The sequence below is a fragment of the Pseudarthrobacter sp. AG30 genome (genome assembly GCF_003116525.1).
Lineage (GTDB): Bacteria > Actinomycetota > Actinomycetes > Actinomycetales > Micrococcaceae > Arthrobacter.
Genome location: NZ_QEHL01000019.1, coordinates 46895 through 70783 on the forward strand (window position 1 = coordinate 46895; position 23889 = coordinate 70783).

At 65.0% G+C, this 23889-nt stretch carries 23 protein-coding genes; 14 read left to right on the forward strand and 9 right to left on the reverse strand.

All coding sequences use genetic code 11. From position 1 onward, the window contains the following. Nucleotides 1-158: 158 nt before the first annotated feature. The 4 genes from DC347_RS16545 to DC347_RS16560 all read left to right on the forward strand — a co-directional run bounded on the left by DC347_RS16545 (nt 159) and on the right by DC347_RS16560 (nt 5547). The gene (locus DC347_RS16545; protein ID WP_109863720.1) at nt 159-1841 is read left to right on the forward strand and encodes an ABC transporter substrate-binding protein; all 1683 of its coding nucleotides are present in this window, start codon (nt 159-161) and stop codon (nt 1839-1841) included. Between the two features lie 124 nt (nt 1842-1965). After that, entirely contained in the window at nt 1966-2895 is a 930-nt protein-coding gene (locus DC347_RS16550) for an ABC transporter permease (RefSeq protein WP_109863721.1), read from the forward strand. Beyond that, entirely contained in the window at nt 2885-3829 is a 945-nt protein-coding gene (locus DC347_RS16555; protein ID WP_109863722.1) for an ABC transporter permease, read from the forward strand. Before DC347_RS16550 ends, DC347_RS16555 begins: the two co-directional genes overlap by 11 nt. A gap of 11 nt (nt 3830-3840) precedes the next feature. Next, entirely contained in the window at nt 3841-5547 is a 1707-nt protein-coding gene (locus tag DC347_RS16560) for an ABC transporter ATP-binding protein (protein WP_109863723.1), read from the forward strand. 58 nt (nt 5548-5605) lie between these two features. On the opposite strand, the gene DC347_RS16565 is transcribed toward DC347_RS16560, so the two are convergent. Continuing rightward, nucleotides 5606-6490: an SGNH/GDSL hydrolase family protein gene (locus DC347_RS16565; protein ID WP_109863724.1), complete on the reverse strand. Its 885-nt coding sequence runs from the start codon at nt 6488-6490 to the stop codon at nt 5606-5608. A 270-nt stretch (nt 6491-6760) separates the two neighbouring features. Here DC347_RS16565 and typA point away from each other — a divergent pair, with 270 nt between their 5' ends. Further along, entirely contained in the window at nt 6761-8689 is a 1929-nt protein-coding gene (gene typA, locus DC347_RS16570; protein ID WP_109863725.1) for a translational GTPase TypA, read from the forward strand. A gap of 133 nt (nt 8690-8822) precedes the next feature. Here the strand turns inward: typA and DC347_RS16575 are convergent, their stop codons facing one another. After that, nucleotides 8823-9059, reverse strand: coding sequence for a hypothetical protein (locus DC347_RS16575; RefSeq protein WP_109863726.1), 237 nt, complete (start codon nt 9057-9059; stop codon nt 8823-8825). Nucleotides 9060-9195: 136 nt separating this feature from the next. Between DC347_RS16575 and fdxA the strand changes: the two genes are divergently transcribed. From fdxA to DC347_RS16590, 3 genes are all read left to right on the forward strand, one after another. Then, the gene (fdxA, locus tag DC347_RS16580) at nt 9196-9522 is read left to right on the forward strand and encodes a ferredoxin (RefSeq protein ID WP_009356972.1); all 327 of its coding nucleotides are present in this window, start codon (nt 9196-9198) and stop codon (nt 9520-9522) included. Between the two features lie 14 nt (nt 9523-9536). Then, nucleotides 9537-10688, forward strand: a complete 1152-nt coding sequence (dapC, locus tag DC347_RS16585; RefSeq protein WP_109863727.1) for a succinyldiaminopimelate transaminase — start codon at nt 9537-9539, stop codon at nt 10686-10688. Between the two features lie 237 nt (nt 10689-10925). Continuing rightward, nucleotides 10926-12212: a citrate synthase gene (locus DC347_RS16590; protein ID WP_018760317.1), complete on the forward strand. Its 1287-nt coding sequence runs from the start codon at nt 10926-10928 to the stop codon at nt 12210-12212. Nucleotides 12213-12288: 76 nt separating this feature from the next. Here the strand turns inward: DC347_RS16590 and galE are convergent, their stop codons facing one another. Beyond that, a complete protein-coding gene (galE, locus tag DC347_RS16595) occupies nt 12289-13302 on the reverse strand; it encodes a UDP-glucose 4-epimerase GalE (protein WP_109863728.1) in 1014 nt (337 codons plus the stop codon). A 101-nt stretch (nt 13303-13403) separates the two neighbouring features. On the opposite strand from galE, the gene DC347_RS16600 reads away from it, so the two are divergent. After that, nucleotides 13404-14009 (forward strand): TetR/AcrR family transcriptional regulator, encoded by a 606-nt coding sequence (locus DC347_RS16600; RefSeq protein WP_109863729.1) that lies wholly within the window; start codon nt 13404-13406, stop codon nt 14007-14009. A 116-nt stretch (nt 14010-14125) separates the two neighbouring features. After that, nucleotides 14126-14737: a hypothetical protein gene (locus DC347_RS16605; RefSeq protein WP_109863730.1), complete on the forward strand. Its 612-nt coding sequence runs from the start codon at nt 14126-14128 to the stop codon at nt 14735-14737. 10 nt (nt 14738-14747) lie between these two features. Here DC347_RS16605 and DC347_RS16610 read toward each other — a convergent pair whose 3' ends face one another. Both DC347_RS16610 and dapD read right to left on the reverse strand, forming a co-directional pair. Further along, on the reverse strand, nt 14748-15602 hold the full coding sequence (locus tag DC347_RS16610; RefSeq protein WP_109863731.1) for a hypothetical protein: 855 nt from the start codon (nt 15600-15602) through the stop codon (nt 14748-14750). A gap of 7 nt (nt 15603-15609) precedes the next feature. After that, complete coding sequence (gene dapD, locus DC347_RS16615; RefSeq protein WP_109863732.1) at nt 15610-16632, reverse strand: 2,3,4,5-tetrahydropyridine-2,6-dicarboxylate N-succinyltransferase; 1023 nt, start codon at nt 16630-16632, stop codon at nt 15610-15612. A 51-nt stretch (nt 16633-16683) separates the two neighbouring features. On the opposite strand from dapD, the gene dapE reads away from it, so the two are divergent. Continuing rightward, on the forward strand, nt 16684-17820 hold the full coding sequence (dapE, locus tag DC347_RS16620) for a succinyl-diaminopimelate desuccinylase (protein WP_109863733.1): 1137 nt from the start codon (nt 16684-16686) through the stop codon (nt 17818-17820). Between the two features lie 71 nt (nt 17821-17891). On the opposite strand, the gene DC347_RS16625 is transcribed toward dapE, so the two are convergent. The 4 genes from DC347_RS16625 to DC347_RS16640 form a co-directional block, all read right to left on the reverse strand. Further along, nucleotides 17892-18743: an amino acid ABC transporter permease gene (locus tag DC347_RS16625; RefSeq protein WP_018760310.1), complete on the reverse strand. Its 852-nt coding sequence runs from the start codon at nt 18741-18743 to the stop codon at nt 17892-17894. Further along, nucleotides 18740-19390 carry an amino acid ABC transporter permease gene (locus DC347_RS16630; protein ID WP_018760309.1) on the reverse strand — a complete coding sequence of 217 codons (651 nt, stop codon included), beginning with the start codon at nt 19388-19390 and terminating at the stop codon, nt 18740-18742. The genes DC347_RS16625 and DC347_RS16630 overlap by 4 nt, the downstream gene beginning before the upstream one ends. Before the next feature lie 84 nt (nt 19391-19474). Continuing rightward, nucleotides 19475-20362 (reverse strand): glutamate ABC transporter substrate-binding protein, encoded by an 888-nt coding sequence (locus DC347_RS16635; protein ID WP_018760308.1) that lies wholly within the window; start codon nt 20360-20362, stop codon nt 19475-19477. A gap of 68 nt (nt 20363-20430) precedes the next feature. Next, nucleotides 20431-21186 carry an amino acid ABC transporter ATP-binding protein gene (locus DC347_RS16640; RefSeq protein WP_026264268.1) on the reverse strand — a complete coding sequence of 252 codons (756 nt, stop codon included), beginning with the start codon at nt 21184-21186 and terminating at the stop codon, nt 20431-20433. Nucleotides 21187-21290: 104 nt separating this feature from the next. Here DC347_RS16640 and DC347_RS16645 point away from each other — a divergent pair, with 104 nt between their 5' ends. The 3 genes from DC347_RS16645 (at nt 21291) to DC347_RS16655 (ending at nt 23860) form a co-directional block, all read left to right on the forward strand. Further along, nucleotides 21291-22073, forward strand: coding sequence for a TIGR00730 family Rossman fold protein (locus tag DC347_RS16645; protein WP_018760306.1), 783 nt, complete (start codon nt 21291-21293; stop codon nt 22071-22073). Between the two features lie 75 nt (nt 22074-22148). After that, entirely contained in the window at nt 22149-22607 is a 459-nt protein-coding gene (locus tag DC347_RS16650; RefSeq protein WP_018760305.1) for a DivIVA domain-containing protein, read from the forward strand. Continuing rightward, nucleotides 22604-23860, forward strand: coding sequence for a hypothetical protein (locus DC347_RS16655; protein WP_018760304.1), 1257 nt, complete (start codon nt 22604-22606; stop codon nt 23858-23860). The genes DC347_RS16650 and DC347_RS16655 overlap by 4 nt, the downstream gene beginning before the upstream one ends. Nucleotides 23861-23889: the final 29 nt, after the last annotated feature.

The window sequence follows — 23889 nt, forward strand, 5'->3', positions numbered from 1 at the left end:
TCCGGTCACGGTTTGGCAACGGAGTACCAGTATCCGGACTTCGTGCGGTTAGGCTAACCCGTATATGTAGGTTTCGTCACAGCACTCAGCTGTGTCCAGCCTGCGGGGAAGCACAAGATTTCCCCAATATCTCTCTCCCACAACTCATAGGAGGCGGAATGCGTTTTACGCGCACTTCCAAAGCACTGGGCATCGTGGCAATCGCCGCGCTTGCCCTGACCGGGTGCGGCGGCGGCGGCAGCACTGGCGGGTCCAGCACTGCTGCCGGCGATCCGAACAAGGTCATCACCGCGTACAGCAATGAGCCACAAAACCCGTTGCTGCCGGCGAACACCAATGAGGTCTACGGCGGCCGCGTCGTAAACCTGCTTTTCGAAGGCCTTCGCAGCTACGACGCCAACGGCAAGGCCGTAAACGCACTGGCCGATTCCATCGAGTCGTCCGACGCGCAGAACTGGACCATCAAGGTCAAGCAGGGCGCGAAGTTCACCAACGGGGAAGCCATCACGGCCAAGACCTTCGTTGACTCCTGGAACTTCGCCGCGAACTCCAAGAACCTGCAGAACAACGGCTTCTTCTTCGAGTCCATCGCCGGCTACGAAGACGTCTCGGCCGTGAACTCGGTGAAGGGTGCCGACGGCAAGACCACCACCACCCCGGCTCCCAAGGCCGACACGATGTCCGGACTGCAGGCAACCGATGATTCCACCATCACGGTCAAGCTCGCCCAGCCTGAGGCCGACTGGTCCCTGCGCCTTGGCTACTCCGCCTTCTACCCGCTTCCTTCCGCCGCTCTGGCTGACCCCAAGACCTTCGGTGAAAACCCGGTAGGCAACGGTCCCTACAAGTTCGAAAAGCAGGGTTCCTGGGTCCACGACCAGTCCATCACTCTGGTGAAGAACGCCGACTACAAGGGCACCCGCGAAGCCAAGAACGGCGGCGTGACCTTCAAGTTCTACACCGATCCGGGCCCCGCATACACGGACCTGCAGTCGGACAACCTGGACATCACTGACGTCCTGCCGTCCAACGCGCTGAAGACCTACGTCAACGACTTCCCGGACCGCAACGCCACCAAGGCTGTTGCCACCGACTCCACCCTGAACATCCCGGGTTACAACCCGAACTTCCAGGGTGAAGCCGGCAAGCTGCGCCGCCAGGCTCTGTCCTACGCCATCAACCGCGAGGAAATCGCCAAGGTTGTCTTCAACGGCACCCGCACCCCGGCCAAGGCCTTCGCTCCGCCGGTCATCGACGGCTTCAAGGAAGGCCTCAAGGGCAGCGAAGTCCTGAAGTTCGATCCCGCCAAGGCCAAGGACCTGTGGGCCCAGGCCGACAAGATCCAGCCGTACGACGCTTCCAAGCCGCTCCAGATTGCCTCCAACACCGACGGTGGCAACAAGGAATGGATCGACGCTGTTGCCAACGGCTTCAAGAACAACCTCGGCATCCAGGCTGAAATCCAGCCGTTCGCGAAGTTCGCCGAGGTCCTCAACCTGCGCAAGTCCCAGCAGCTGCCGGGCCTGACCCGCGCAGGCTGGCAGGGTGACTACCCGTCGCTCTACAACTTCCTGGGACCGGTATGGGCCACGGGCGCTTCCTCCAACTACGAGAAGTACTCCAACCCGGAGTTCGACAAGCTGCTGAAGGAAGGCCTGGCAGCCAAGAGCACGGACGAGGCCAACGCCAAGTTCAACCAGGCCCAGGAGGTCCTGTTCCAGGACCTGCCCGGCCTGCCGCTCTGGGACCAGGCACGCCCGATCGTGTGGAGCAACAACATTGTGAAGGCCGAGACCGGCTGGAACGGTGAAATCCTCTACTACGGCATTACCGCCAAGTAGGCCCAGATCTAACTTGCCGAAGGCTGATGGGGGTTCCGGTTACGTCCGGGCCCCCATTGGCTTGCAAGCGGCAGGAAGGCATTCATGAACGCGTTTTCCCCCCTACCGGAAGGCAGGTGATCCTGTGATCCGGTTTATCCTGCGCCGACTCCTGCAGGTGATCCCTGTGTTCCTCGGCACGACCCTCCTGGTGTACTACATGGTGTTCGCCCTGCCCGGCGACCCCATCGCCGCACTCTTCGGCGACCGCCAGCCCCCGCAGGCAGTCATTGACACCCTGCGCAGCCAGTACAACCTGGACCAGCCCTTCTGGGTCCAGTACGGCTTGTTCCTCAAGAACCTCTTCACCTTCAACCTGGGCAACGACTTCACCGGCCAGCCCATCGCGGCCAGCCTTGCCCGGGTCTTCCCCGTCACGGCCATGCTGGCCGTCGAGGCGTTGGCAATCCAGGCAATCTTTGGCGTCGCTTTCGGCGTATTCGCGGGCCTGCGCCGCGGCGGCTGGTTCGACTCCACGGTCCTGGTAGCTTCGCTGGTGGTTATCGCCGTTCCCACGTTTGTGCTGGGCTTCGTCTTCCAGCTCGTCTTTGGCGTGCAGCTCGGCTGGGCGAAACCCACTGTGGGCGCCAACGCCGACTGGGTCACCCTGCTGCTGCCGGCCGTGGTCCTGGGGCTCGTCTCCTTTGCCTACGTCCTCCGGCTGACGCGTGCGTCCGTGAGCGAAAACATGAACGCCGACTACGTGCGGACCGCCACCGCCAAGGGGCTCTCGCGCCCCCGGGTGGTCCTGGCGCACATCCTGCGCAACTCGCTCATTCCGGTGGTGACCTACCTCGGTGCCAACCTTGGCGGCCTGATGGGCGGTGCCATCGTGACCGAGGGCATCTTCAACGTTCCCGGCGTAGGCAACAAGCTCTACCAGGCAGTCCTCCGTAGCGAAGGCCCCACCATCGTCTCCATCGTCAGCGTGCTGGTGCTGGTGTTCGTGGTGGCCAACCTGCTTGTCGATCTCCTGTACGCCTGGCTTGACCCGAGGATCCGCTATGACCAGTAAAAATGACCACTTTGTGGCCCCCATCGACGAGACCCCGCTGCAGGCAACGGATGCCGTCAAGACTGACCAGGCCCCGCTCAGCCTGTGGGCAGACGCCTGGCGCAAGCTCCGCCGTCGTCCGCTGTTCATCATCTCGGCATTGTTGATCCTTGCCTTGGTCGTGATTGCGCTGTTCCCCGGCCTGTTCACCTCCACGCCCCCCAACGACGGCTGCGAACTTGGCAACTCCGAAGGCGGCCCCACCGCGGGGCACCCGTTCGGCTTCACCTTCCAGGGCTGCGACGTCTACTCCAGGGTCATCCACGGCACGCAAGCCTCGCTTTCCGTGGGCCTGCTCTCGGTCCTTTGCGTCCTGGTCATCGGCGTGACCCTCGGCGCCCTCGCCGGCTACTACGGTGGCTGGATTGACGCCGTGCTGGCACGCCTGGGCGACATCTTCTTCGCCCTGCCGCTGGTCCTGGGTGCGCTGGTCATCACGCAGCTTCCCTTGTTCCGCGAGAACAAGAGCGTGTGGACCGTAGTGTTCGTCATATCGCTGCTCGCGTGGCCGCAGATGGCCCGTATTACCCGCGGCGCGGTGATTGAGGTACGCAACGCGGACTTCGTTACGGCGGCACGGGCGTTGGGTGTTTCCAAGTTCGGGGCACTGATCCGCCACGTCCTGCCGAACGCCCTTGCACCGATCATCGTCCTTGCAACGCTTGAACTTGGCGTGTTTATCGTGGCGGAAGCCACCTTGTCCTTCCTGGGCATCGGCCTGCCGCAGAGCATCATGTCCTGGGGCAACGACATTGCCGGTGCGCAGGCATCGATCAGGACCCGGCCGGAAATCATGCTGTACCCGGCTGCGGCGCTGTCCATCACGGTGCTGAGCTTCATCATGCTGGGTGACGCCGTGCGCGACGCCCTCGACCCGAAGAGCCGTCAGCGATGAGAGATAACGAGATGACAACTCCAGACGTCCGCATTGACGAGGCCGGCACCACCGGGATCAGGCCGCTGCTCGAAATCCGCGACCTCGCCATCACCTTCAAGACCGGTGGCGGCGAAGTCAAGGCAGTACGGGACGCACACCTGACCATCATGCCCGGCGAAACCGTGGCCATCGTGGGGGAGTCCGGCTCCGGCAAGTCCACCACTGCGTTGGCGGCCATTGGCCTCCTGCCCAACAATGGCAAGGTATCCGGCGGCCAGATCCTGCTCGACGGCGAGGACATTGCCCACGCCAGCGAGCAGCGCATGATCGAACTGCGCGGCAACACCATCGGCATGGTCCCGCAGGACCCCATGTCCAACCTGAACCCGGTCTGGAAGATCGGCTACCAGGTCCGGGAAACACTGCGCGCGAACGGACGGCCCAGCGGGCCGGACGACATCGCCAAGGTGCTTTCCCAGGCAGGGCTGCCGGACGCCAAGCGCCGGGCCAACCAGTACCCGCACGAGTTCTCCGGCGGCATGCGCCAGCGAGCCCTGATCGCCATCGGCCTGTCCTGCCAGCCGCGGCTGCTGATTGCCGATGAGCCGACGTCGGCCCTTGACGTGACGGTCCAGCGGCAGATCCTGGACCACCTGGAAACCATGACCAACGAACTGGGCACCTCCGTCCTGTTGATCACCCACGACCTCGGCCTGGCAGCCGAGCGCGCGGACAAGGTTGTCGTGATGTACCAGGGCCGCGTCGTTGAAGCCGGACCGTCGCTGGAACTGCTCCGCAACCCGCAGCACCCGTACACCAAGCGGCTTGTGGAGTCGGCCCCGTCCCTCGCCAGCCGCCGTATCCAGGTGGCGAAGGAACAGGGCGTGGAGACGACCGACCTGCTGGCGCCTGCTGCCGAAACGGCGAAGTCCGATACCTTCCTGCAGATCCAGGACCTGCGGAAGGTGTACAAGCTCCGCCAGGGGCTGGGCAAGGCGGCGGATTTCGCGGCCGTCGACGGCGTGAGCTTCGATGTGCGGCGCGGAACCACGACGGCGATCGTGGGGGAGTCGGGGTCCGGCAAGTCCACGGTGGCCAAGATGGTGCTCCAGCTTGAGAAGCCGACGGAGGGCCGGATCCTGTTCGACGGCGTCGACACCTCGGCGCTGAAACCGGCCGAACTGTTCAAGTTCCGCAGGCGGGTCCAGCCGATCTTCCAGGACCCGTACGGCTCGCTCGATCCGATGTACAACATCTACCGCACGATCGAAGAACCGTTGCGGGTCCATAAGATCGGGGACCAGGCAAGCCGGGAAAAGAAAGTCCGGACCCTGCTGGACCAGGTGGCGCTGCCCCAGTCCGCCATGCAGCGGTACCCGAACGAGCTCTCCGGCGGGCAGCGGCAACGTGTTGCCATCGCCCGCGCCCTGGCGCTGGATCCCGAGGTGATCATCTGTGATGAGGCCGTGTCCGCCCTCGACGTCCTGGTGCAGGCGCAGGTCCTGAACCTGCTCGCCGACCTCCAGGCCAACCTTGGGCTGACCTACCTGTTCATCACCCACGACCTCGCCGTGGTGCGGCAGATCGCCGACCACGTGTGCGTGATGGAAAAGGGCCGGCTGGTGGAAACCGGTTCGACGGACGATGTCTTCGAGTCGCCCCAGCAGGACTACACCAAGGCGCTGCTCAACGCCATTCCCGGTGCGAAGCTGATGCTGCCGCCTGAGGTGGCGTAGGGCGCAGCCCAAACAAGTGGAGCCGGGACGGTGGGTCCCGGCTTCACCTGTTTAAGCCTCAGTCCTGCAGCCCGCTGGTGCCGCCGGGGACTGCCGCCAGCGAACCCTGGCCGGCGGCCGACGTCCGATCCAGTTTCAACTCCCTGAGCCGTCGCTCAAGGATCCCGCCCAGGGCCACGCGGCCGGCGGCGTTCATATGGACGGAATCAGCCAGGTCCTTGGCGAGTCCGTAGCGGGTCAGCCAGTCCCCGGCTGAAACAAAAGTCAGGCCGTGGGCGGCGGCCACGGACCCCACCAGGGCGTCCACTTCGCTGCGGCGACCGCCGCCGTTGTCCGCGCCGCGTGCCAAGGTGCCGATCATTGCCATCCGAGTGCCCGGGTAGCGGGTTTTGAGATCGGCGATCAGCCGCTCGGCGTTGCGGACAATCTGGGTGTTGCTCGCGCCGCTGGCCGCGTCATTGCCGCCACCTTCGATGACGATCAGCGCCGGGGTGCCTGAAGGGAGCAACCAGTCCCCGCGCTCCAGGGCGTCAACGTAGTTGCCGGTGGCACCGTTTGCCGCGACGTAACCCGTGCCGCCCCGGCCGCAAAAATACACGTCGTACCCGGCAGCGGCGAGGCCCAGGCGCGGCCAGCCGTCCAGGGGTTCAGACTGGGAATCCCCGATCAGCAGGACAGTCCTGCTGATGTCCGGTAGCACCGCCTCAAGCCGTCCGTTCCCGGCATTAAGCAGCCGCGACGTGGCTGCAACGTTCGTCTTCATGGCGGCGGCGGGGGCCTGTCCACCGGACGCTGCGGCACGCGAGAGGGAGCTGACCCCGTCACCGGCAGGCGCCCCGCACCCGGCGAGCCCCAGAACCGCAGAGGCCGCCAGGAGGCCGGACGCCACCATGGTGGCGGCGCGGGCGGCGCCGCTGGGCGTGGTGGCCGTCGCACGGGGCATCGTGGTCTCCGCCTGCTCTGAAGGTGGGCTCTGCGTCACAGCAATCATGCCACGCTCCCGGAAGTGCCAGTGAATTTCGTCACACTTTGCCGGGCCAGCCCTGCCAGGATGCACCCTGCGGGCACGTGGTCCCGCCGGATTTTAGGCCAACAAATGGCTCACCGGCTAGAATAGATGCAGGCGCCCTGTGCCAAGGGCCTTGTCCGTCGTGCGTTCCAGTTGGAAATGTCGCGATACAACAGCTGACTCCACTGAATCGAGCAATTACGCATGTCTGAAACCACCACCAACACCGCGGTGGCCACTGCATCCCGCAGTGACCTCCGCAATGTCGCGATTGTGGCCCACGTTGACCACGGCAAGACCACCCTGGTCGACGCCATGCTCAAGCAGACCAACTCCTTTGCCGAGCACAACCACCTCGAAGACCGTGTGATGGACTCCGGTGACCTGGAGCGTGAAAAGGGCATCACCATCCTGGCCAAGAACACCACGGTGGCTTACAACGGTCCGTCCTCCAACGGCGAGACCATCACCATCAATGTCATCGACACCCCGGGCCACGCCGACTTCGGTGGCGAGGTGGAGCGCGGCCTGTCCATGGTCGACGGCGTCGTGCTGCTCGTGGACGCTTCCGAAGGTCCGCTGCCGCAGACCCGCTTCGTGCTCCGCAAGGCACTCGCCGCGCACCTGCCGGTCATCCTGCTGGTCAACAAGACCGACCGCCCTGACGCGCGCATCGAAGAGGTCGTCCACGAGTCCATGGACCTGCTCCTGGGCCTCGCCTCCGACCTCGCGGACGAAGTGCCGGACCTGGACCTGGACAAGATCCTCGAAGTGCCGGTCGTCTACGCCGCAGCCAAGGTTGGCCGCGCCTCCCTCGAGCAGCCCGCCGACGGCACCGCTCCGGAGAACGAGGACCTGGAGCCGCTCTTCAAGACCATCATCGAGCACATCCCGGCCCCCACCTACAACCCGGAGGGTGTGCTGCAGGCGCACGTCACCAACCTCGACGCCTCCCCGTTCCTGGGCCGCCTCGCACTGCTGCGCATCTACAACGGCACCCTGCGCAAGGGCCAGACCGTTGCCTGGGCGCGCGCCAACGGTGAGCTCAAGAACGTCAAAATCACCGAACTGCTGGCCACCAAGGCGCTGGAGCGCGTGCCGGCCGAATCCGCCGGCCCCGGCGAAATTGTGGCCGTCGCCGGTATCGAGGAGATCACCATTGGTGAGACCCTGACGGACGCCGAGAACCCGCAGCCGCTGCCGCTGATCACGGTGGATGATCCCGCGATCTCCATGACGATCGGTATCAACACCTCGCCGCTGGCCGGCAAGGTCAAGGGTGCCAAGGTCACTGCCCGCCAGGTCAAGGACCGCCTGGATAAGGAACTGATCGGTAACGTCTCCATCAAGGTGCTCCCCACCGAGCGTCCCGACGCCTGGGAAGTCCAGGGCCGTGGCGAGCTGGCGCTGGCCATCCTGGTGGAGCAGATGCGCCGCGAAGGCTTCGAGCTTACCGTCGGCAAGCCGCAGGTTGTGACCAAGCTGGTGGACGGCAAGATCCACGAGCCGATGGAGCACATGACCATCGACGTTCCCGAGGAATACCTGGGTGCCGTGACGCAGCTCATGGCCGCCCGCAAGGGCCGGATGACCAACATGGCCAACCACGGCACCGGCTGGTGCCGCATGGAGTTCATCGTCCCGGCCCGTGGCCTGATCGGTTTCCGTACCCGGTTCCTGACCGACACCCGCGGTGCAGGCATCGCCGCTTCCATCTCCGAGGGCTACGAGCCTTGGGCCGGTCCCATCGAGTACCGTACCAACGGTTCGATGGTTGCCGACCGTGCCGGTGTTGTGACCCCGTTCGCCATGATCAACCTGCAGGAACGCGGCTCCTTCTTCGTCAAGCCCACCTCCGAGGTGTACGAGGGCATGATCGTTGGCGAGAACTCCCGCGCCGATGACATGGACGTCAACATCACCAAGGAAAAGAAGCTCACCAACATGCGTGCCGCTTCCTCCGACACCTTTGAGAACCTGACGCCGCCGCGCGACCTGACCCTCGAAGAGTCGCTTGAATTCGCTCGCGAGGACGAGTGCGTCGAGGTGACCCCGGAGGCCATCCGCATCCGCAAGGTCATCCTGGACACCAACGAGCGTGCCAAGGCCAACCGCGCCCGCGCCAAGGCATAACAACGCCTGAACACCACGAATGCCACCGGTACTGCACCGGTGGCATTCTGCTTTAACATCCGTTCCGCTTTAATGTCCGTGCTGCGCAGCAACCCCGAGCCTGTGGCGCGAGGGGTGGCGCGGGGGGCGGCCGTCACCGCGCGGGGCGCCGCGGGGGAGCGGGCGGAACCTCCTTGGCCGCCACCACGCGTTCCAGGGGGATAACGACGTCGGCCCGGCGGGTGCGGATGGTGCAGGAACCGGCGTCGCATGCCAGCAGGTGGCCCAGGGCGTCGGTCAGGCCTCCGTCGATGCGGTAACGGACCACGACGCGGGTACCCGGGGCCGCAGCGGTCAGGAACCGGGCGGGCGCGGCAGCAGGCAGACTCACCAGTTCATACTAGGGTGCCGGCTAGGTTCGCGGGAACGTGCTGGGAGATAATAGGCTCAGATGTCAAGAGTCCGGCCGTGCTGCCGGATGCAAGAACCGGCGGGTCGCCGGAACCCAACGTGGAGAGGCCAGGGACGTGACGTACGTAATCGCGCAGCCGTGTGTGGATGTTAAGGACAAGGCATGCATCGAAGAATGCCCCGTGGACTGCATCTATGAGGGCGAGCGTTCGCTGTACATCCATCCGGACGAGTGCGTCGACTGTGGCGCCTGCGAACCGGTCTGCCCGGTGGAAGCCATCTACTACGAGGATGACACTCCGGATGAATGGGCCGACTATTACAAGGCGAACGTCGAGTTCTTCGATGACCTCGGGTCTCCGGGCGGCGCGGCCAAGATCGGCAACACGGGCAAGGACCACCCGATGATCGCCGCTCTGCCGCCGCAGAACCAAGACCACTGACCCGGACGAGCGCCGTGACAGCAGCAGTGAATTCGTTTGGCCTGGCCCTGCCCGACTACCCCTGGGAGGCTATGGCACCTTATCTGGCCAAGGCGTCCAGGCACCCCGGCGGGGCTGTCAACCTGTCGATCGGCACGCCGGTGGATCCCACCCCGGCACTGGTTCAGGACGCCTTGAAGGCTGCCGCCGATGCCCCCGGCTATCCCACCGTGCACGGCACGCCGGCGCTCCGGGACGCCATTGCCGGCTGGTTCGAACGCCGGCGCGGAGTGTCCGGCCTGGATCCCCGCAACATCATGCCCACCGTGGGTTCGAAAGAACTCGTTGCCTGGCTTCCGCTGCTGCTGGGCCTCAAGCCGGGCGACGTCGTCGTCCGTCCCAAGGTGGCGTACCCCACCTACGATATCGGCGCAACCCTTGCAGGCGTCACCTCGGTGGCGACGGATAACCTGGACGAACTCGACGACGCCACGCGCGCCCGGGTGCGCCTGATCTGGGTCAATTCGCCCGGCAACCCCACCGGCAGCGTGCGGGATGCCGGGTCCCTGAGGGCGCTGGTGGTCCAGGCCCGGGAACTGGGTGCCGTGGTGGCCTCGGACGAATGCTACGCGGAGCTCGGCTGGGGGGACTGGGACGTCCAGCGCGGCGGCCGTCGCGTTCCCAGCATCCTTGATCCACGCGTGGCGGGCGGCTCGCACCAGGGCCTGCTGGCGGTCTACTCGCTGAGCAAGCAGTCCAACCTGGCCGGCTACCGGGCGGCCTTCGTGGCCGGTGACCCGGACCTGATGCCCAACCTGGTCAACAGCCGCAAGCATGCGGGCATGATCGTTCCGTACCCGGTCCAGGAGGCCATGCGGGTGGCGCTGGGCGACGACGTGCACGTTGAGGCGCAGAAGGACCTCTACCGGGGCCGGCGTGAGCGGCTGGTGCCCGCGCTGCAGGCGTTCGGCCTCGAGATCAAGGAATCCGACGCCGGACTGTACCTTTGGTCCACTGCCGGGGAGGACACCTGGGACACGGTGGACCGCCTCGCGGACCGGGGCATCGTGGTGGGACCCGGCGTCTTCTACGGTGATGCCGGCAATGGTTTTGTCCGGGTTGCCCTGACCGGCACGGACGAACGCATTGACGCAGCGGTGGCGAGGCTGTCAGGAGCGGGTTCCTAGGAGCACGTAATATTCGTGTGACTCGTCCCACATCCGGGGCATTTTAGGCTGTCTCGGCGGGCTGCGGATTAGTGACACCCGCCAAGGAGCGGTAGTTTTTAAGTGACTATCAATGGTGGCTTTCTACAAGAAGGCAGCCCGGGTGTTGGAACCTGTCTTCTCAGGATCAGTGCGCGGCTCACCTGATGTTGGATCAAGCTTTCGACAGAGGCCCAGACGCCTCATGAAGGGGACTCCATGACTGAGACCAACAATGCTGCGACCCTGCTCCATGCAGGTGGCGAGCTGAAGCTCCCGCGCATCCAGGTTGTTGAAGGGAACGAGGGTTACGACGTCTCCAAGCTGCTGAAGCAGACCGGCGCCGTGACGTTTGACCCCGGCTTCATGAACACCGCAGCAACCACCTCGGCAATCACCTACATCGATGGCGATGCGGGCATCCTGCGCTACCGCGGATACCCCATCGAGCAGCTGGCGCAGCACTCCAGCTTCCTTGAGGTGTCCTACCTGCTGATCTATGGCAACCTGCCGACGCCCACCGAGCTGGATGAGTTCGACCAGAAGATCCGGCGGCACACCCTGCTGCACGAGGAACTCAAGGGCTTCTTCGGCGGCTTCCCGCGTGACGCGCACCCCATGCCGGTGCTTTCTTCCGCAGTATCCGCGCTGTCCACGTTCTACCAGGACTCGCTGGACCCGTTCAACGCCGAGCAGGTGGAGGTTTCCACCATCCGTCTGATGGCCAAGCTGCCGGTCATCGCCGCTTACGCGCACAAGAAGTCCATCGGCCAGCCGATGCTGTACCCGGACAACTCCATGAACCTCGTGGAGAACTTCCTGCGCCTCAGCTTCGGCCTGCCGGCAGAGCAGTACGAGCTGGACCCGGTCATCGTCAAGGCGCTGGACCTGCTCCTGATCCTGCACGCGGACCACGAGCAGAACTGCTCCACCTCCACGGTGCGCCTGGTGGGCTCCTCCAACGCAAACCTTTTCGCCTCGGTTTCGGCAGGCATCAACGCCCTCTTCGGCCCCGCCCACGGTGGCGCCAACGAGGCCGTCCTGAAGATGCTCCGCCAGATCCAGGCCGAGGGCCTCAAGCCCGAGGACTACATGGAGAAGGTCAAGAACAAGGAAGACGGCGTCCGCCTGATGGGCTTCGGGCACCGGGTCTACAAGAACTACGATCCGCGCGCCAAGATCGTCAAGGCCACGGCCCACGAGATCCTCACCAAGCTCGGCGGCAACGACGAGCTGCTGGAGATCGCACTCCGCCTGGAGGAGAAGGCTCTCAACGACGACTACTTCATCCAGCGCAAGCTCTACCCGAACGTGGACTTCTACACCGGCCTGATTTACAAGGCCATGGGCTTCCCCGAGAAGATGTTCACGGTCCTGTTCGCGATCGGCCGCCTGCCCGGCTGGATCGCGCAGTGGCGTGAAATGATCAGCGACCCCAACACCAAGATCGGCCGCCCGCGCCAGCTGTACATCGGTGAGCCGGAGCGTGACTACCCGGCACGCTGAAACCGGCCATAACGACGGCGGCCGCCCACCTTTCCAAGGTGGGCGGCCGCTTCGCGTTGTGCCATATTCAAGGGGACTACGAGGCGTAGCCCTGGGGGTTGTTCTTCTGCCACCGCCAGTGGTCCTCGCACATCTGGTCCACCGTCTTGGTGGTGGACCAGCTCAGATCCGCCAGCGCGGACGTGGCGTCGGCCCAGAACGCCGGCAGGTCTCCTGCGCGGCGGCCGGTGATCTCGTAGGGGATGGGCTTGCCGACGGCCTTTTCGAAGGACCGCAGGACCTCCAGGACGGAGGACCCCTTGCCGGAGCCCAGGTTCCAGCGGAAGACTCCGGTGCGGGCGGCAATGTGGTTCAGCGCAGCCACGTGTCCTTCGGCCAGGTCGACAACGTGGATGTAGTCCCGCAGGCAGGTTCCATCCGGGGTGTCGTAGTCGCCACCGAACACCATGAGTTTTTCGCGCCGGCCCACGGCCACTTGGGCTATGAACGGAACCAGGTTGTTGGGAATGCCCTGGGGGTCTTCGCCGATCCTGCCGGACGGGTGCGCGCCCACCGGGTTGAAGTAGCGCAGGAGTGCTATGTGCCAGCGGGTGTCCGCTGCGCCAAGGTCCGAGAGGATGTCCTCGATCTGCTCCTTGGTGCGCCCGTAGGGGTTGTTGGCACCGATCTCCATCTTTTCCACGTACGGAATGGGGTTGTGCTCACCGTAGACGGTGGCGGAGGAGCTGAACACGATGGAGCGGACGTCGTGCCGGTCCATGACGCGGATCAGGTTCAGCGTGCCCACCAGGTTGTTGTAGTAGTAGTTCAGCGGCTCCCGGACCGACTCACCGACGGCCTTGAGGCCGGCGAAGTGGATGACGGCGTCGATGGCGGCGCCCGCAAACACCTTTTCGACGGCAGCTTCGTCCACCAGGTCGACGTGGTGGAACTCGGCGGCCTTGCCGCTGAGCTCGGCAACCCGCCGCAGCGACTCTTCGCTCGAGTTGACCAGGTTGTCGATGACAACGACCTCGTGGCCGGCTTCCTGCAGGGAAAGAACAGTGTGGGAACCGATGTAGCCGGTCCCACCTGTAACCAAGATTCTCATGCCCCAACGCTATCCCACGGCAGGCGCCGGCCGCCCCTGCTTTCCGGATGGCGGGCGCGATGTGACACCCGGAAAGAAGCACAAGTGTGCTAATAAGGAGGGTGCCCAAAATTGTTGATGCAGATGCCAGGCGGCAGGACGTGGTCCAGGCGGTTCTCCGGATAATCGCCGTTGACGGGCTGGAGCGCGCCTCGCTGCGTGAAGTGGCTGACGAGGCCGGCCTGGCGGTGGGCTCCGTCCGGCACTACTTTGCGGGAAGTGAAGAACTCCTCGCTTTCTCGTTCGGCGCGGTGGTGGACCGCATCGTCGGACGGCTCCAGCAACTGCTGCCCGCTGTGGACGGGGCCGTCCCGGGCAGCCCGGAGCACCGCGAGGCCGTTTTAACCCTGCTGGGCGGATTGCTGCCGCTGGACCAGGAGAGCGCGGTGGAGGCCTGCGCCTGGCTGGCCTTCAAGAACGCAGCGCGGATCAGGCCGTTCCTTGCAGGCGTGGCGGACCGCAGCCACCGGGAGGTCGCCGCCGTCGTCGGGACGGTGGTTGCCGCGCTGCTGCCGGACGAACCGCAGGACAACCTGGTACTGGAGGCGGAGCGGTTGTTGGCCACCCTGGACGGCCTGTGCATGCACGCGTTGCTGCAGCCGGGTTGGATGACTGCGCAAATGTGCCGCGATGTCCTTGACCGGCACCTGGACAGCCTTGCCCGATGACCGGTACCCGGAGCATGTCCGGCACTACCGCGGATGGCCTGCGGGAATAGACTGAAAGCCGGTACGCCGGACAGCCTCATGATGTCCGGCGGAAGGCGGCCAGGGAAGGACTTTGAATGCACCACGCAAGCGGTTCAGGATGGCAAATCACCACGGACACGTCCGGACCGATGATGATTGCGCTCTACGTCCGGGATGCGGCGGCCCTCAACGGCGTGGGCCGTCCCGTGCTGTCCCACGCGGCTCCCAAGATCAGGTCCGCCGACCACACCCACCTGACCGCGGAGGTTGGTGGACTCAGCGCACTGAAGACCGAATGGGAGGCCTGGTGGGACCAACTGCTCAAGGCGCACCCGCAGACGGTGCCCGAACTCTCTCCACCGGATTTTGAGGCGTTCGGCAACTCCCCGGCCCTGCAGCGTGTCCTGCAGGCGCACTTCGGCTCAGCCCTCACCTGGGCCAGGGAACGCAGGAGCGAGTATGCCGAACTGGAGGGGGAACGGGTCGCCAGCGGCACCGACCAACTGCTTGCGGAGATGGTGGATGACAGGCTGATGGAAATCGGGCGCGATTCGCGGGACTTCCGCCTGACCATCATCGAACTGCCGCTGGACGAGCAGCGGGCGTGGTACCTGGAACCGGACAAGATCATCATGAGCCAGGAACTGATGGGCCAGCCGGAGCTGTTCCGCAGCTACGTCCAGCCGGTGCTGGAAATCCTGGTCTGACCCCGGGGGCTCAACTGCCGCCGTCGCCCTGCCGCAGCGTGATGCGCACCTGCCCAGCTGCCGTGGTGGAATCCTGCCAGTCGCCTCCTGAACGCTGCCACGTCCGCCCGGCAACATCAACGCGGGTCACCGCCAGGTCCTTGGCGTTGGCCACTGCCCACTGGGCAATGGACCACGCCATCTCCCCGTCGGCTTCCACTACCAGGGTGGCGCCGTCTGCCTGGGAATCCACGCCACCGTAGGCCTGCTCCAGTTCGCCCGCCACCGCGGCCGCATTCCCTGTGGCGGTGGCCGAGCGCAGCGTGCACTTGACCCCCTCCGGTGTCTGGCCGGTCAGGCCGGAGGCAAACGCCCGGCCCATGTCCTCGTGCTGGGCGTAAGCGCCGGGATGGGCCGAGCGCTGAACCCGCTGGGCGGCATCGGTGATGTCGAGCGCCTCGTACCCTGGAATCTTCACCAAAGCGTCGTAGAAAGCGTTGACGGCGTAGTACGGGTCCATGATCTGCGCTTCGCTGCCCCAACCCTGGGAGGGCCGCTGCTGGAAGAGCCCCCGCGAATCCGGACCGGCTTGGTCCCCGTGCCCGATGTTGCGCAGCTTCGACTCCTGCATGGCGGTGGCGAGTGCGATGGTGGCAGCGCGGGCCGGCAATCCACGCCGCACCGCCACGGCGGTGATGAGGGCGGCGTTGGCCGCCTGGTCCGGTGCCAGCTCCCCGCTGCGGTTGCCCGCAGAGGCAGTACAGCGTTCCGAAACGAGGGTTTCGGAACGCTGCACGAAGTACACAGCGGTATAAATGCCGCCCGCTGCCAGCGCGAGGGCCAGCAGGAGGACCGCCAGGCGGCGCAGGCCGCGTCTTCGTCCCACCGGCGGATCAGTTGGCGTGCAGGGCGTCGTTCAACTCGACGGTCTGGCCGGCGCGGGGGAGCGCCTCGACGGCGCCGGTGGTGGAGTTGCGGCGGAACAGCAGGTTGGGCACGCCCGAGAGTTCAGCAGCCTTGACGATCTTGGTGGTGTCTTCGCCGACCTCGTCCTTGGGACCGGGGATGCGCACCCGGGTGCCGGCCGTGACGTAGAGGCCGGCTTCGACAACGGAGTCATCGCCGATGCTGATACCCACGCCGGAGTTGGCACCGAGCAGCACACGCTCACCGATAGTGATCTTTTCCTTGCCGCCTCCGGACAAGGTACCCATGATGGATGCGCCGCCGCCGACATCGCTGCCGTCACCGGTCACGACGCCGGCCGAAATGCGGCCTTCCACCATGGAGGTCCCCAGGGTTCCGGCGTTGAAATTGACGAAGCCCTCGTGCATGACGGTGGTGCCGGCGGCCAGGTGCGCGCCAAGGCGGACCCTGTCGGCGTCGGCAATCCGCACGCCGGTGGGCACCACGTAGTCCACCATCCTCGGGAACTTGTCGATGCCGTAGACGGTGACGGCGCCGCGCCGGCGGAGCCTGGCGCGGGTCAGTTCGAAGCCTTCGACGGCGGCGGGCCCGAAGTTGGTCCACACGACGTTGGGGAGCTTGCCGAAGATGCCGTCGAGGTTGATGGTGTTGGGCTTGACCAGACGGTGCGAGAGGAGGTGCAGGCGCAGGTAGGCGTCGGCGGTGTCCGCGGGGGCTTCATCGAGGTTGATCTGGACGAACACGACCTTCTGCTCGGTACCGCGGTCCTCGTCAGCGCCGTTCTCGGCAATGCGGGTCAGGGTTTCGTCGGCGTGCTCCACCGAGCGGAGGTTCTCGGCGGCGACACCAAGCGCCGGTGCCGGGAACCAGACGTCCAGGACGCTTGCATCGCCGGTGGCGATGGTGGCGACGCCAAAGCCGTGGGCGGAACGGTCATCGGTGTCAGGGGTGAGGGTTTCGGGCACGGCAGAGGAAGCGGTCTCAGTCATGTGCTCCAGTCTATCGAGGGGCGGGCAGCCCGTTCGAACTAGACTGGCTTCGTGACTGCTGAAACCGCCCCTGACTCGTCCCTGTCCATCCTTGACCTGCGCCAGGACGTGGCGTTGCTGACTGCCGCGGTGATGGACATCAACAGCGTGTCGGGCAATGAGAAGCAGCTCGCGGACGCCGTGGAAGCCGCTTTGCGGGGGATTCCCCAGCTGACCGTGGTCCGGGACGGGGACGCCATCGTTGCCCGCACGGAACTGGGCCGCAGCGAACGCGTCATCCTCGCCGGACACCTGGACACGGTCCCGCTGCCCCTGACGGAAGGTTCCAGGGGGACGGTCCCGTCCAGCTGGGACTCCGGCGTTCCTGGCGAAGGCATCCTCTACGGCCGCGGAGCCACGGACATGAAAGGCGGCGTGGCGGTCCAGCTGGCGCTGGCAGCAGGAATGTTCGACGGCGGCGCCCAGCCCGGACGCGACGTCACCTTCGTCTTCTATGACCACGAGGAAGTGGAGGCGGTCAAGAGCGGACTGGGACGTTTGGTCCGCAACCACGGCCACCTCCTGCAGGGGGACTTCGCCATCCTGCTGGAACCCACGGACGGCACGGTGGAAGGCGGCTGCAACGGAACCAGCCGGTTCGAGGCCAGCACTTCCGGTGAAGCCGCCCATTCCGCACGCGCCTGGATGGGCAGCAACGCCATCCACGCCGCGGCCCCCATCCTGGCGCGCCTGGCCGCCTATGAACCACGTACCGTCACCGTTGACGGCCTGGATTACCGCGAAAGCCTTAACGCGGTGAAGATCAACGGCGGTACGGCCGGCAACGTCATCCCCGACCGCTGCGTGGTGGAGATCAACTACCGGTTCGCCCCGGACAAGACCCCGGACCAGGCGGAAGCCCACGTCCGTGAGCTGCTTGCCGGCTTCGACGTGGTCCGCACCGATGCCGCCGCCGGCGCCCGCCCCGGCCTGCAGCACCCTGCTGCCGCCTCTTTCGTTGCCGCCGTGGGAGCCGAGCCCAAGCCCAAGTACGGCTGGACCGACGTCGCCCGTTTCAGTGAGCTGGGCATCCCGGCGGTGAACTTCGGCCCGGGCGACCCGCTGCTGGCGCACAAGGACAACGAACACGTATCCGCCGACGCAATCCGCGCCTGCCTCCGGGCGCTGCAGGATTGGCTCGCCGGATAATACTGTTTGTATTAAAAAGAGCAGGTCCGCAACTCCCGGGAGTTGCGGACCTGCTCTTTGTTCAGGGTGTGCTAAACGGGTCCGGCGTGTCCGACCTGAAGGTCCGCCGTCGTGTTTGCAGTTGCCACGCCGCCAGCTGCCTTCCGGGAGCCGCGGCGTTCGATCCACACCGCAATCCTGGACACGGAGATGTTGATGGCAATGTAGATCGCTGCCGCCACAAAGAAGATCGGGAACAGGTACTGCGTTCCCAGGAAGTCCGCCATGACCTGCACCGCCCGCAGCAGCTCGCCGTAGGCCACGATGTAACCCAGCGAGGTGTCCTTCAGGAGGACCACCATCTGCGCTACAAGGGACGGCATCATGCGCCGGATCGCCTGCGGCAGTTCGATCAGCATCCGGGATTTGAAGCTCGTCAGGCCAATGGCCAGGCCGGCTTCGCGCTGTCCTTTGGGGAGGGACTGGATACCGGCACGGATGATTTCAGCGAACACCGCTGCGTTGTAGAGGACCAGGCCGGCAACGACAGCGATGAATGCGGACGTACCGAATCCGAGGAGGATAAAGAGCATCATCAGGACAACGGGCATACCGCGAAGGAATTCGAGGATGATGCGCATGGGTATCCGGATGACCGCCGCGTCTGAAATCCGCAGGAGGCATAGCAGCAGGCCAAGCGGAAATGCGATGACTGCTGCCAGGGCGGCTGCGGACAGGGTCGAACCAAGGCCGTTGCCGAGAAGCCGCCAAACATCGGCGCGGGTGAAAATCTGCCAGCGGCGGCCCTCGAAGATGCCTTGCTGGGCCAAGGTCATGACCACCCAGGCCAGCAGGCCAAGGATCAGGAGACCGCCGATGATTGAAGCAATGAGTGAAACCCGGCGTGCTTTGGGGCCGGGGACGTCATACAGGACGGAGCTCATCGGGCAATCGCCACCTTTCGTTCCACCGTGTTGGCGAGGATTCCCAGCGGAACGGTGAGGAGCAGATAGAAGAAAGCCGTGCCCAACAGGACTGTGATGACCGCGTCACCGTTGGCGTTGGCCAGTTGCCGGCCATAGCCGAACAGCTCCAGGACAAAGAAGGCGCCGGCAACGGATGAGTTCTTCACCAGCGCGATCAGGATGTTGATCAGCGGCGGGATCACCGTCCGCAGTGCTTGCGGAAGAATGATGAGCGAGAGTACTTGGCTGAACTTCATGCCAATGCTGCGGGCTGCTTCGGCTTGGCCCACGGGCACGCTGTTGACGCCCGACCGGACAGCTTCGGCGATGAACGCGGCCGTGTACGTACTGAGGGCGATAATTGCGGCGACCTCGAACTGCTCAAATTTGACCCCGAGGCGGGGGAGCACGACCGCCGCGAAGAAGAACGCGATGGTCAGCGGTGTGTTGCGGAGTACTTCCACGTAGACGGTGCTGAAACCGCGCAACGCCGCCACCGGGGATACCCGCGCTGCGGCCAGCAACGTTCCGAGGATCAGCGCGAAGATACCCGATACGACGGAAAGGAAAAGAGTGCGGAGAAAACCCTCCCAATACAAGGGCAGGTTTTCAATGATGACGTCCATAAGATCCTTCGGCTGTATGCGTGGACGGAGTGAAGGCGGTGGTGCCGGGGCTGCTTGGCGGCCCCGGCACCTATGGAACGCTGCTCAGTAGCGGTTGATGGCCGGCAGGCTCGGTGCAGTCTTGATGACTGAACCTGCGGTGGCTTCCCAGGCCTTCTTGTAAGAACCGTCCTTCTCGAAGGACTCAAGCTGGTCGTTGATCCAGTTACGGAACTCCGTGTCGCCCTTCTTCAGGCCGATGCCGTAAGGCTCCTTGGTAAAGGTTTCTTCTGATGCAAGCTTGAAAGCGTCCGGCTCCTTGTCAACGAACCCGGCGAGGATCACGTTGTCAGTGGTAACGGCTTCAACCTGCTTGTTGCGCAGCGGCTCCAGGCAGGCGGAGTAGGTAGCGGCAGGCACCAGTTCGGCGCCGTACTTGTCCACGATGGTCGCAGCGGGGGTGGAGCCGGTTACGGAGCACACCTTCTTGCCCTTGACGTCCTCGGGCTTCTTGATGGAGTCGTTGTCCTTGTTCACCATCAAGGCCTGGCCTGCTTCGTAGTACGGGCCGGCGAAGTCAACGACCTGCTTGCGCTTGTCGCTGATGGTGTAAGTCGCGATGACGATGTCCACCTTGCCCTGTTCGATGAAGGGCTCGCGGTTTGCGGAGACAGTTTCGGACCATTCGATCTTGTCAGCGGCGATGCCCAGCTTGGCGGCGATCAGTTTGCCGATTTCAACGTCGAAACCGACGGGCTTGCCATCCAGGCCGACCTGGCCGAACAGCGGCTGATCGAACTTGGTGCCGATCTTGATGGTGCCGGCGGAGGACAGCTTCTCCATGGTGGTACCGGCTGCGAACGACGGCTTCTCGACGGGGCTCGGGTTGCTTGAGCCTCCGGAGTCTCCGCCACCGCAAGCGCTAAGGGACAGGGCGAGGGCGGCTGTAGCCGCCACGACGAAGGACTTTCGTCGGGACATAAATGCCTTCATGACATTCCTTTCATTGATGGCCGTTGGGTTCTCGGCCTGGATGCGAACTGAGTGTGGTTGCTTGGGGATCAGTGCGTGAGGAGCTTCGAGAGGAAGTCCTTGGCACGGTCGCTCTTCGGGTTGTTGAAGAATTCCTCCGGGGTGGCGTCCTCCACGATCTGGCCGTCTGCCATGAAGACCACGCGGTCAGCAGCCTTTCGGGCGAAGCCCATCTCGTGGGTGACCACGATCATGGTCATGCCTTCCTTGGCCAGCTGGACCATGACGTCCAGGACCTCGTTGATCATTTCGGGGTCGAGCGCGGACGTGGGTTCATCGAACAACATGACCTTCGGCTTCATTGCCAAGGCGCGCGCGATGGCGACGCGCTGCTGTTGTCCGCCGGAAAGCTGGGCGGGAAGCTTGGGCGCCTGGTGCCCTACGCCTACCCGTTCCAAGAGTGCCATGGCATCTTTCTCCGCGGCCGTCTTGGAAACGCCTTTGACCTTGATGGGCCCGAGCGTCACGTTTTCAAGGATGGTCTTGTGTGCGAAAAGGTTGAAAGACTGGAAGACCATGCCAACATCGGCGCGGAGCTGGGCCAGTTCCTTGCCTTCCTCGGGCAGGACTTTCCCGTCGATGGTGATGGTTCCACCCTCAATGGTTTCCAGGCGGTTGATGGCGCGGCAGAGGGTGGACTTACCGGAGCCCGAAGGTCCGATGACCACAACAACCTCGCCCTTGCGGACCTGCAGGTTGATGTCCTTCAGAACGTGCAGCTGGCCGTAATGCTTATTAACGGCGTTCAGGGAGACGAGGGCATCGCCGGGCACATGAGTAGTCATAGGAAAGAATCTAGCGAACAACGGTGGGTTATGACGCCAATCACCCCAAGTTCATGCCGATCGTGATTCAAGAGATACCTGGAGTCGGAGGTTAGCCTAGGGGAATGAGTACCAACGCTGATCCGGCCAAGACAACCCAGCCACGCCGCAAAGGGCCCCTTGAACTGCGCCGCAAGCAGGCCGCCGTGGAAATGTCCGACCAGCATCTGCTCGATACCAAAGGCCCCGGCCAGTTCGTCCACACCGACCCCTGGCGGGTCCTGCGGATCCAGAGCGAATTCGTCGAAGGATTCGGTGCGCTGGCGGACATTGGAAAGGCCGTCAGCGTTTTTGGTTCCGCCCGCACCAAGCCCGGCAGCAAGTACTACGAAATGGGCGTCGAGGTGGGGCGCAAGCTCGCCGAGGCCGGGGTGGCGGTTATCACCGGCGGCGGCCCCGGATCCATGGAGGCGGCCAACCGGGGGACGGTGGAAGGCAACGGCGTATCCGTGGGCCTGGGCATTGAGCTGCCCTTCGAGCAGGGCCTGAACCAGTGGGTGGACCTGGGTATCAACTTCCGCTATTTCTTCGCCCGCAAGACCATGTTCGTCAAGTACGCGCAGGGCTTTATCGTGCTGCCGGGCGGCCTGGGCACCCTGGATGAGCTGTTCGAGGCCATGGTCCTGGTCCAGACACGGAAGGTGACGTCGTTCCCGATCGTGCTCCTTGGCGTCGAATTCTGGGGGCCGATGATCGAATGGATCCGGGGCACCCTGGTGGCCGAGGGAATGGTCTCGGAGAAGGACCTGGACCTGATCCAGCTAGTTGACGATCCCGCCGAAGCGGTGGACCGTGTGCTTCACGTTGCCGTGACCCCGTCCATGAATGGTGAGCAGCGGCCGGAGTAGTACAGGGGCCACGGCCTGGCCCGGTTCCGTGCCGTGGGCCGCGGACCGGCGGGATGGATCTGGCACGATGGGACAGTGAGTTTCTTTCTGGTATTCCTCGCCGTGGTCCTGGTGGCGGCGGTCCTGTGGGCCGGCCTGGGCCGGCGCTCCCGCGGTACCGGCGGTGCCGGGCTGCCTGCACTGCTGGGTGCCGGCCTCGAGGACCCGCCCGCAAACCTCCCACCGGTCTTGCTGCCGGCACACGCCGGACCTGAGGACGTGGACCAACTACGGTTCTCGCTCGGGCTGCGCGGCTACCGGATGGACCAGGTGGACCAGGTCCTGGAGGACCTGCGGGACCAACTCGCCGCCAGGAACCGGGAAGTGGCGGAGCTCCGCAGCCGGCTGGCTGCGATGGAAGGCGACGTACCGGAACCGGATTCCGACGCCGGCCCGGCCGCCCCCGCGAACCCGGCACCGGCTGACCCGGGCACCTCCGCGGACGCGGACGAGGCCGCCCGCGGGACCGCCGTGCCGGGGACGGGCGGCCCGTGAGCACGGTGGACCGCCGCAGCCCCCTGGCATCTGCCCACACTGCCGCACTCCGGGCTGCTTCCGCCGTCCGCGGCTGGCCGTGGTGGATCCAAACCACTGTCCTGTATGCCGCCGCCCGCCTGGTCTCGGCGTGCATCTTCATGGCCGCCGCGCTCCACCAGGGCGTCAACCCCTGGTTCCCGCCGAAGCCGGACTACTGGAATTTCATCAACATCTGGGATGCCCGCTGGTACGCCACGGTCATCGCCGATGGCTACCCTTCCGTGCTCCCCACGGACGCCGCCGGAAACGTGCAGGAAAACACGTGGGCCTTCTACCCGCTTTTTCCCGCGCTGGCCGGCGGGCTCAGCCGCCTCACCGGCATGAATTCCGCCGCATCGCTGACCGTGATCGCCATGCTGGCCGGCTGGGGCGCCGCGTTGCTGGCCTACGTCCTGTTCCGGCAGCGGGCGGACCATGGCCAGGCGATGTGGGGCGTCGCGTTCTTCTCGACCTTTCCCGTTTCGGCCGTGCTGCAGGTGCCGTACGCCGAACCATTGTCCCTCCTGCTGCTTGCGTGGGCCCTCCTGCTGGTGCTGCGCCGCCAATACCTGTGGGCCATGCCGGTGGTGTTCGTGCTGTGCCTGTCGCGGCCCGTGGGCGTGCCCTTTGCGGCCATGGTGGGCCTGCTGCTGGTCTGGCGCGCCGTGGACCGTCTCCGGGGCGGCGCCGCGCCGGGAACGGAAGAAGAATCCCACTCGGTGCGGGACCTCGCCGCGCTGACTGGACTCACCGCCGTCGCAGGTGTGTCCGCACTGGTCTGGCCTGCTGCCGCGTGGGCCGCCACGGGTGACCCACAGGCCTACACCAAGACCGAAACTGTGTGGCGGGGGCAGGACCTGGTGCCGTTCAAGCCCTGGTTCGATACCGGCGTCGAACTTTTCGGCCCCGTCCTTGGCCTGCTGGCGCCGTTGGTCTTTGTGGCACTGTTCGGCGTGATGCTGTTCCTTCCCCCGGTAGTGCGGCTCGGTGCCGAACTCCGGCTGTGGTGTGCCTGCTACATGGGCTACCTGCTGATGTTCCTCCACCCGCAGACCAGCACGTTCAGGATGCTGCTGCCCCTGTTTCCGCTGGCCCTGGGCGCTGCCTTCCTTTCCCGGTCCCGGGCTTACCGCGGAACCGTGGTGGCCATGTTCGTGCTGTTGCAGATCGTGTGGATCGTGTGGCTGTGGGCCTGGGCCCAGTTGCCGGGAGGCGGCGATTATCCGCCCTAGCGGGAGGGGCTTCCGTGCAGGTCAGGCCG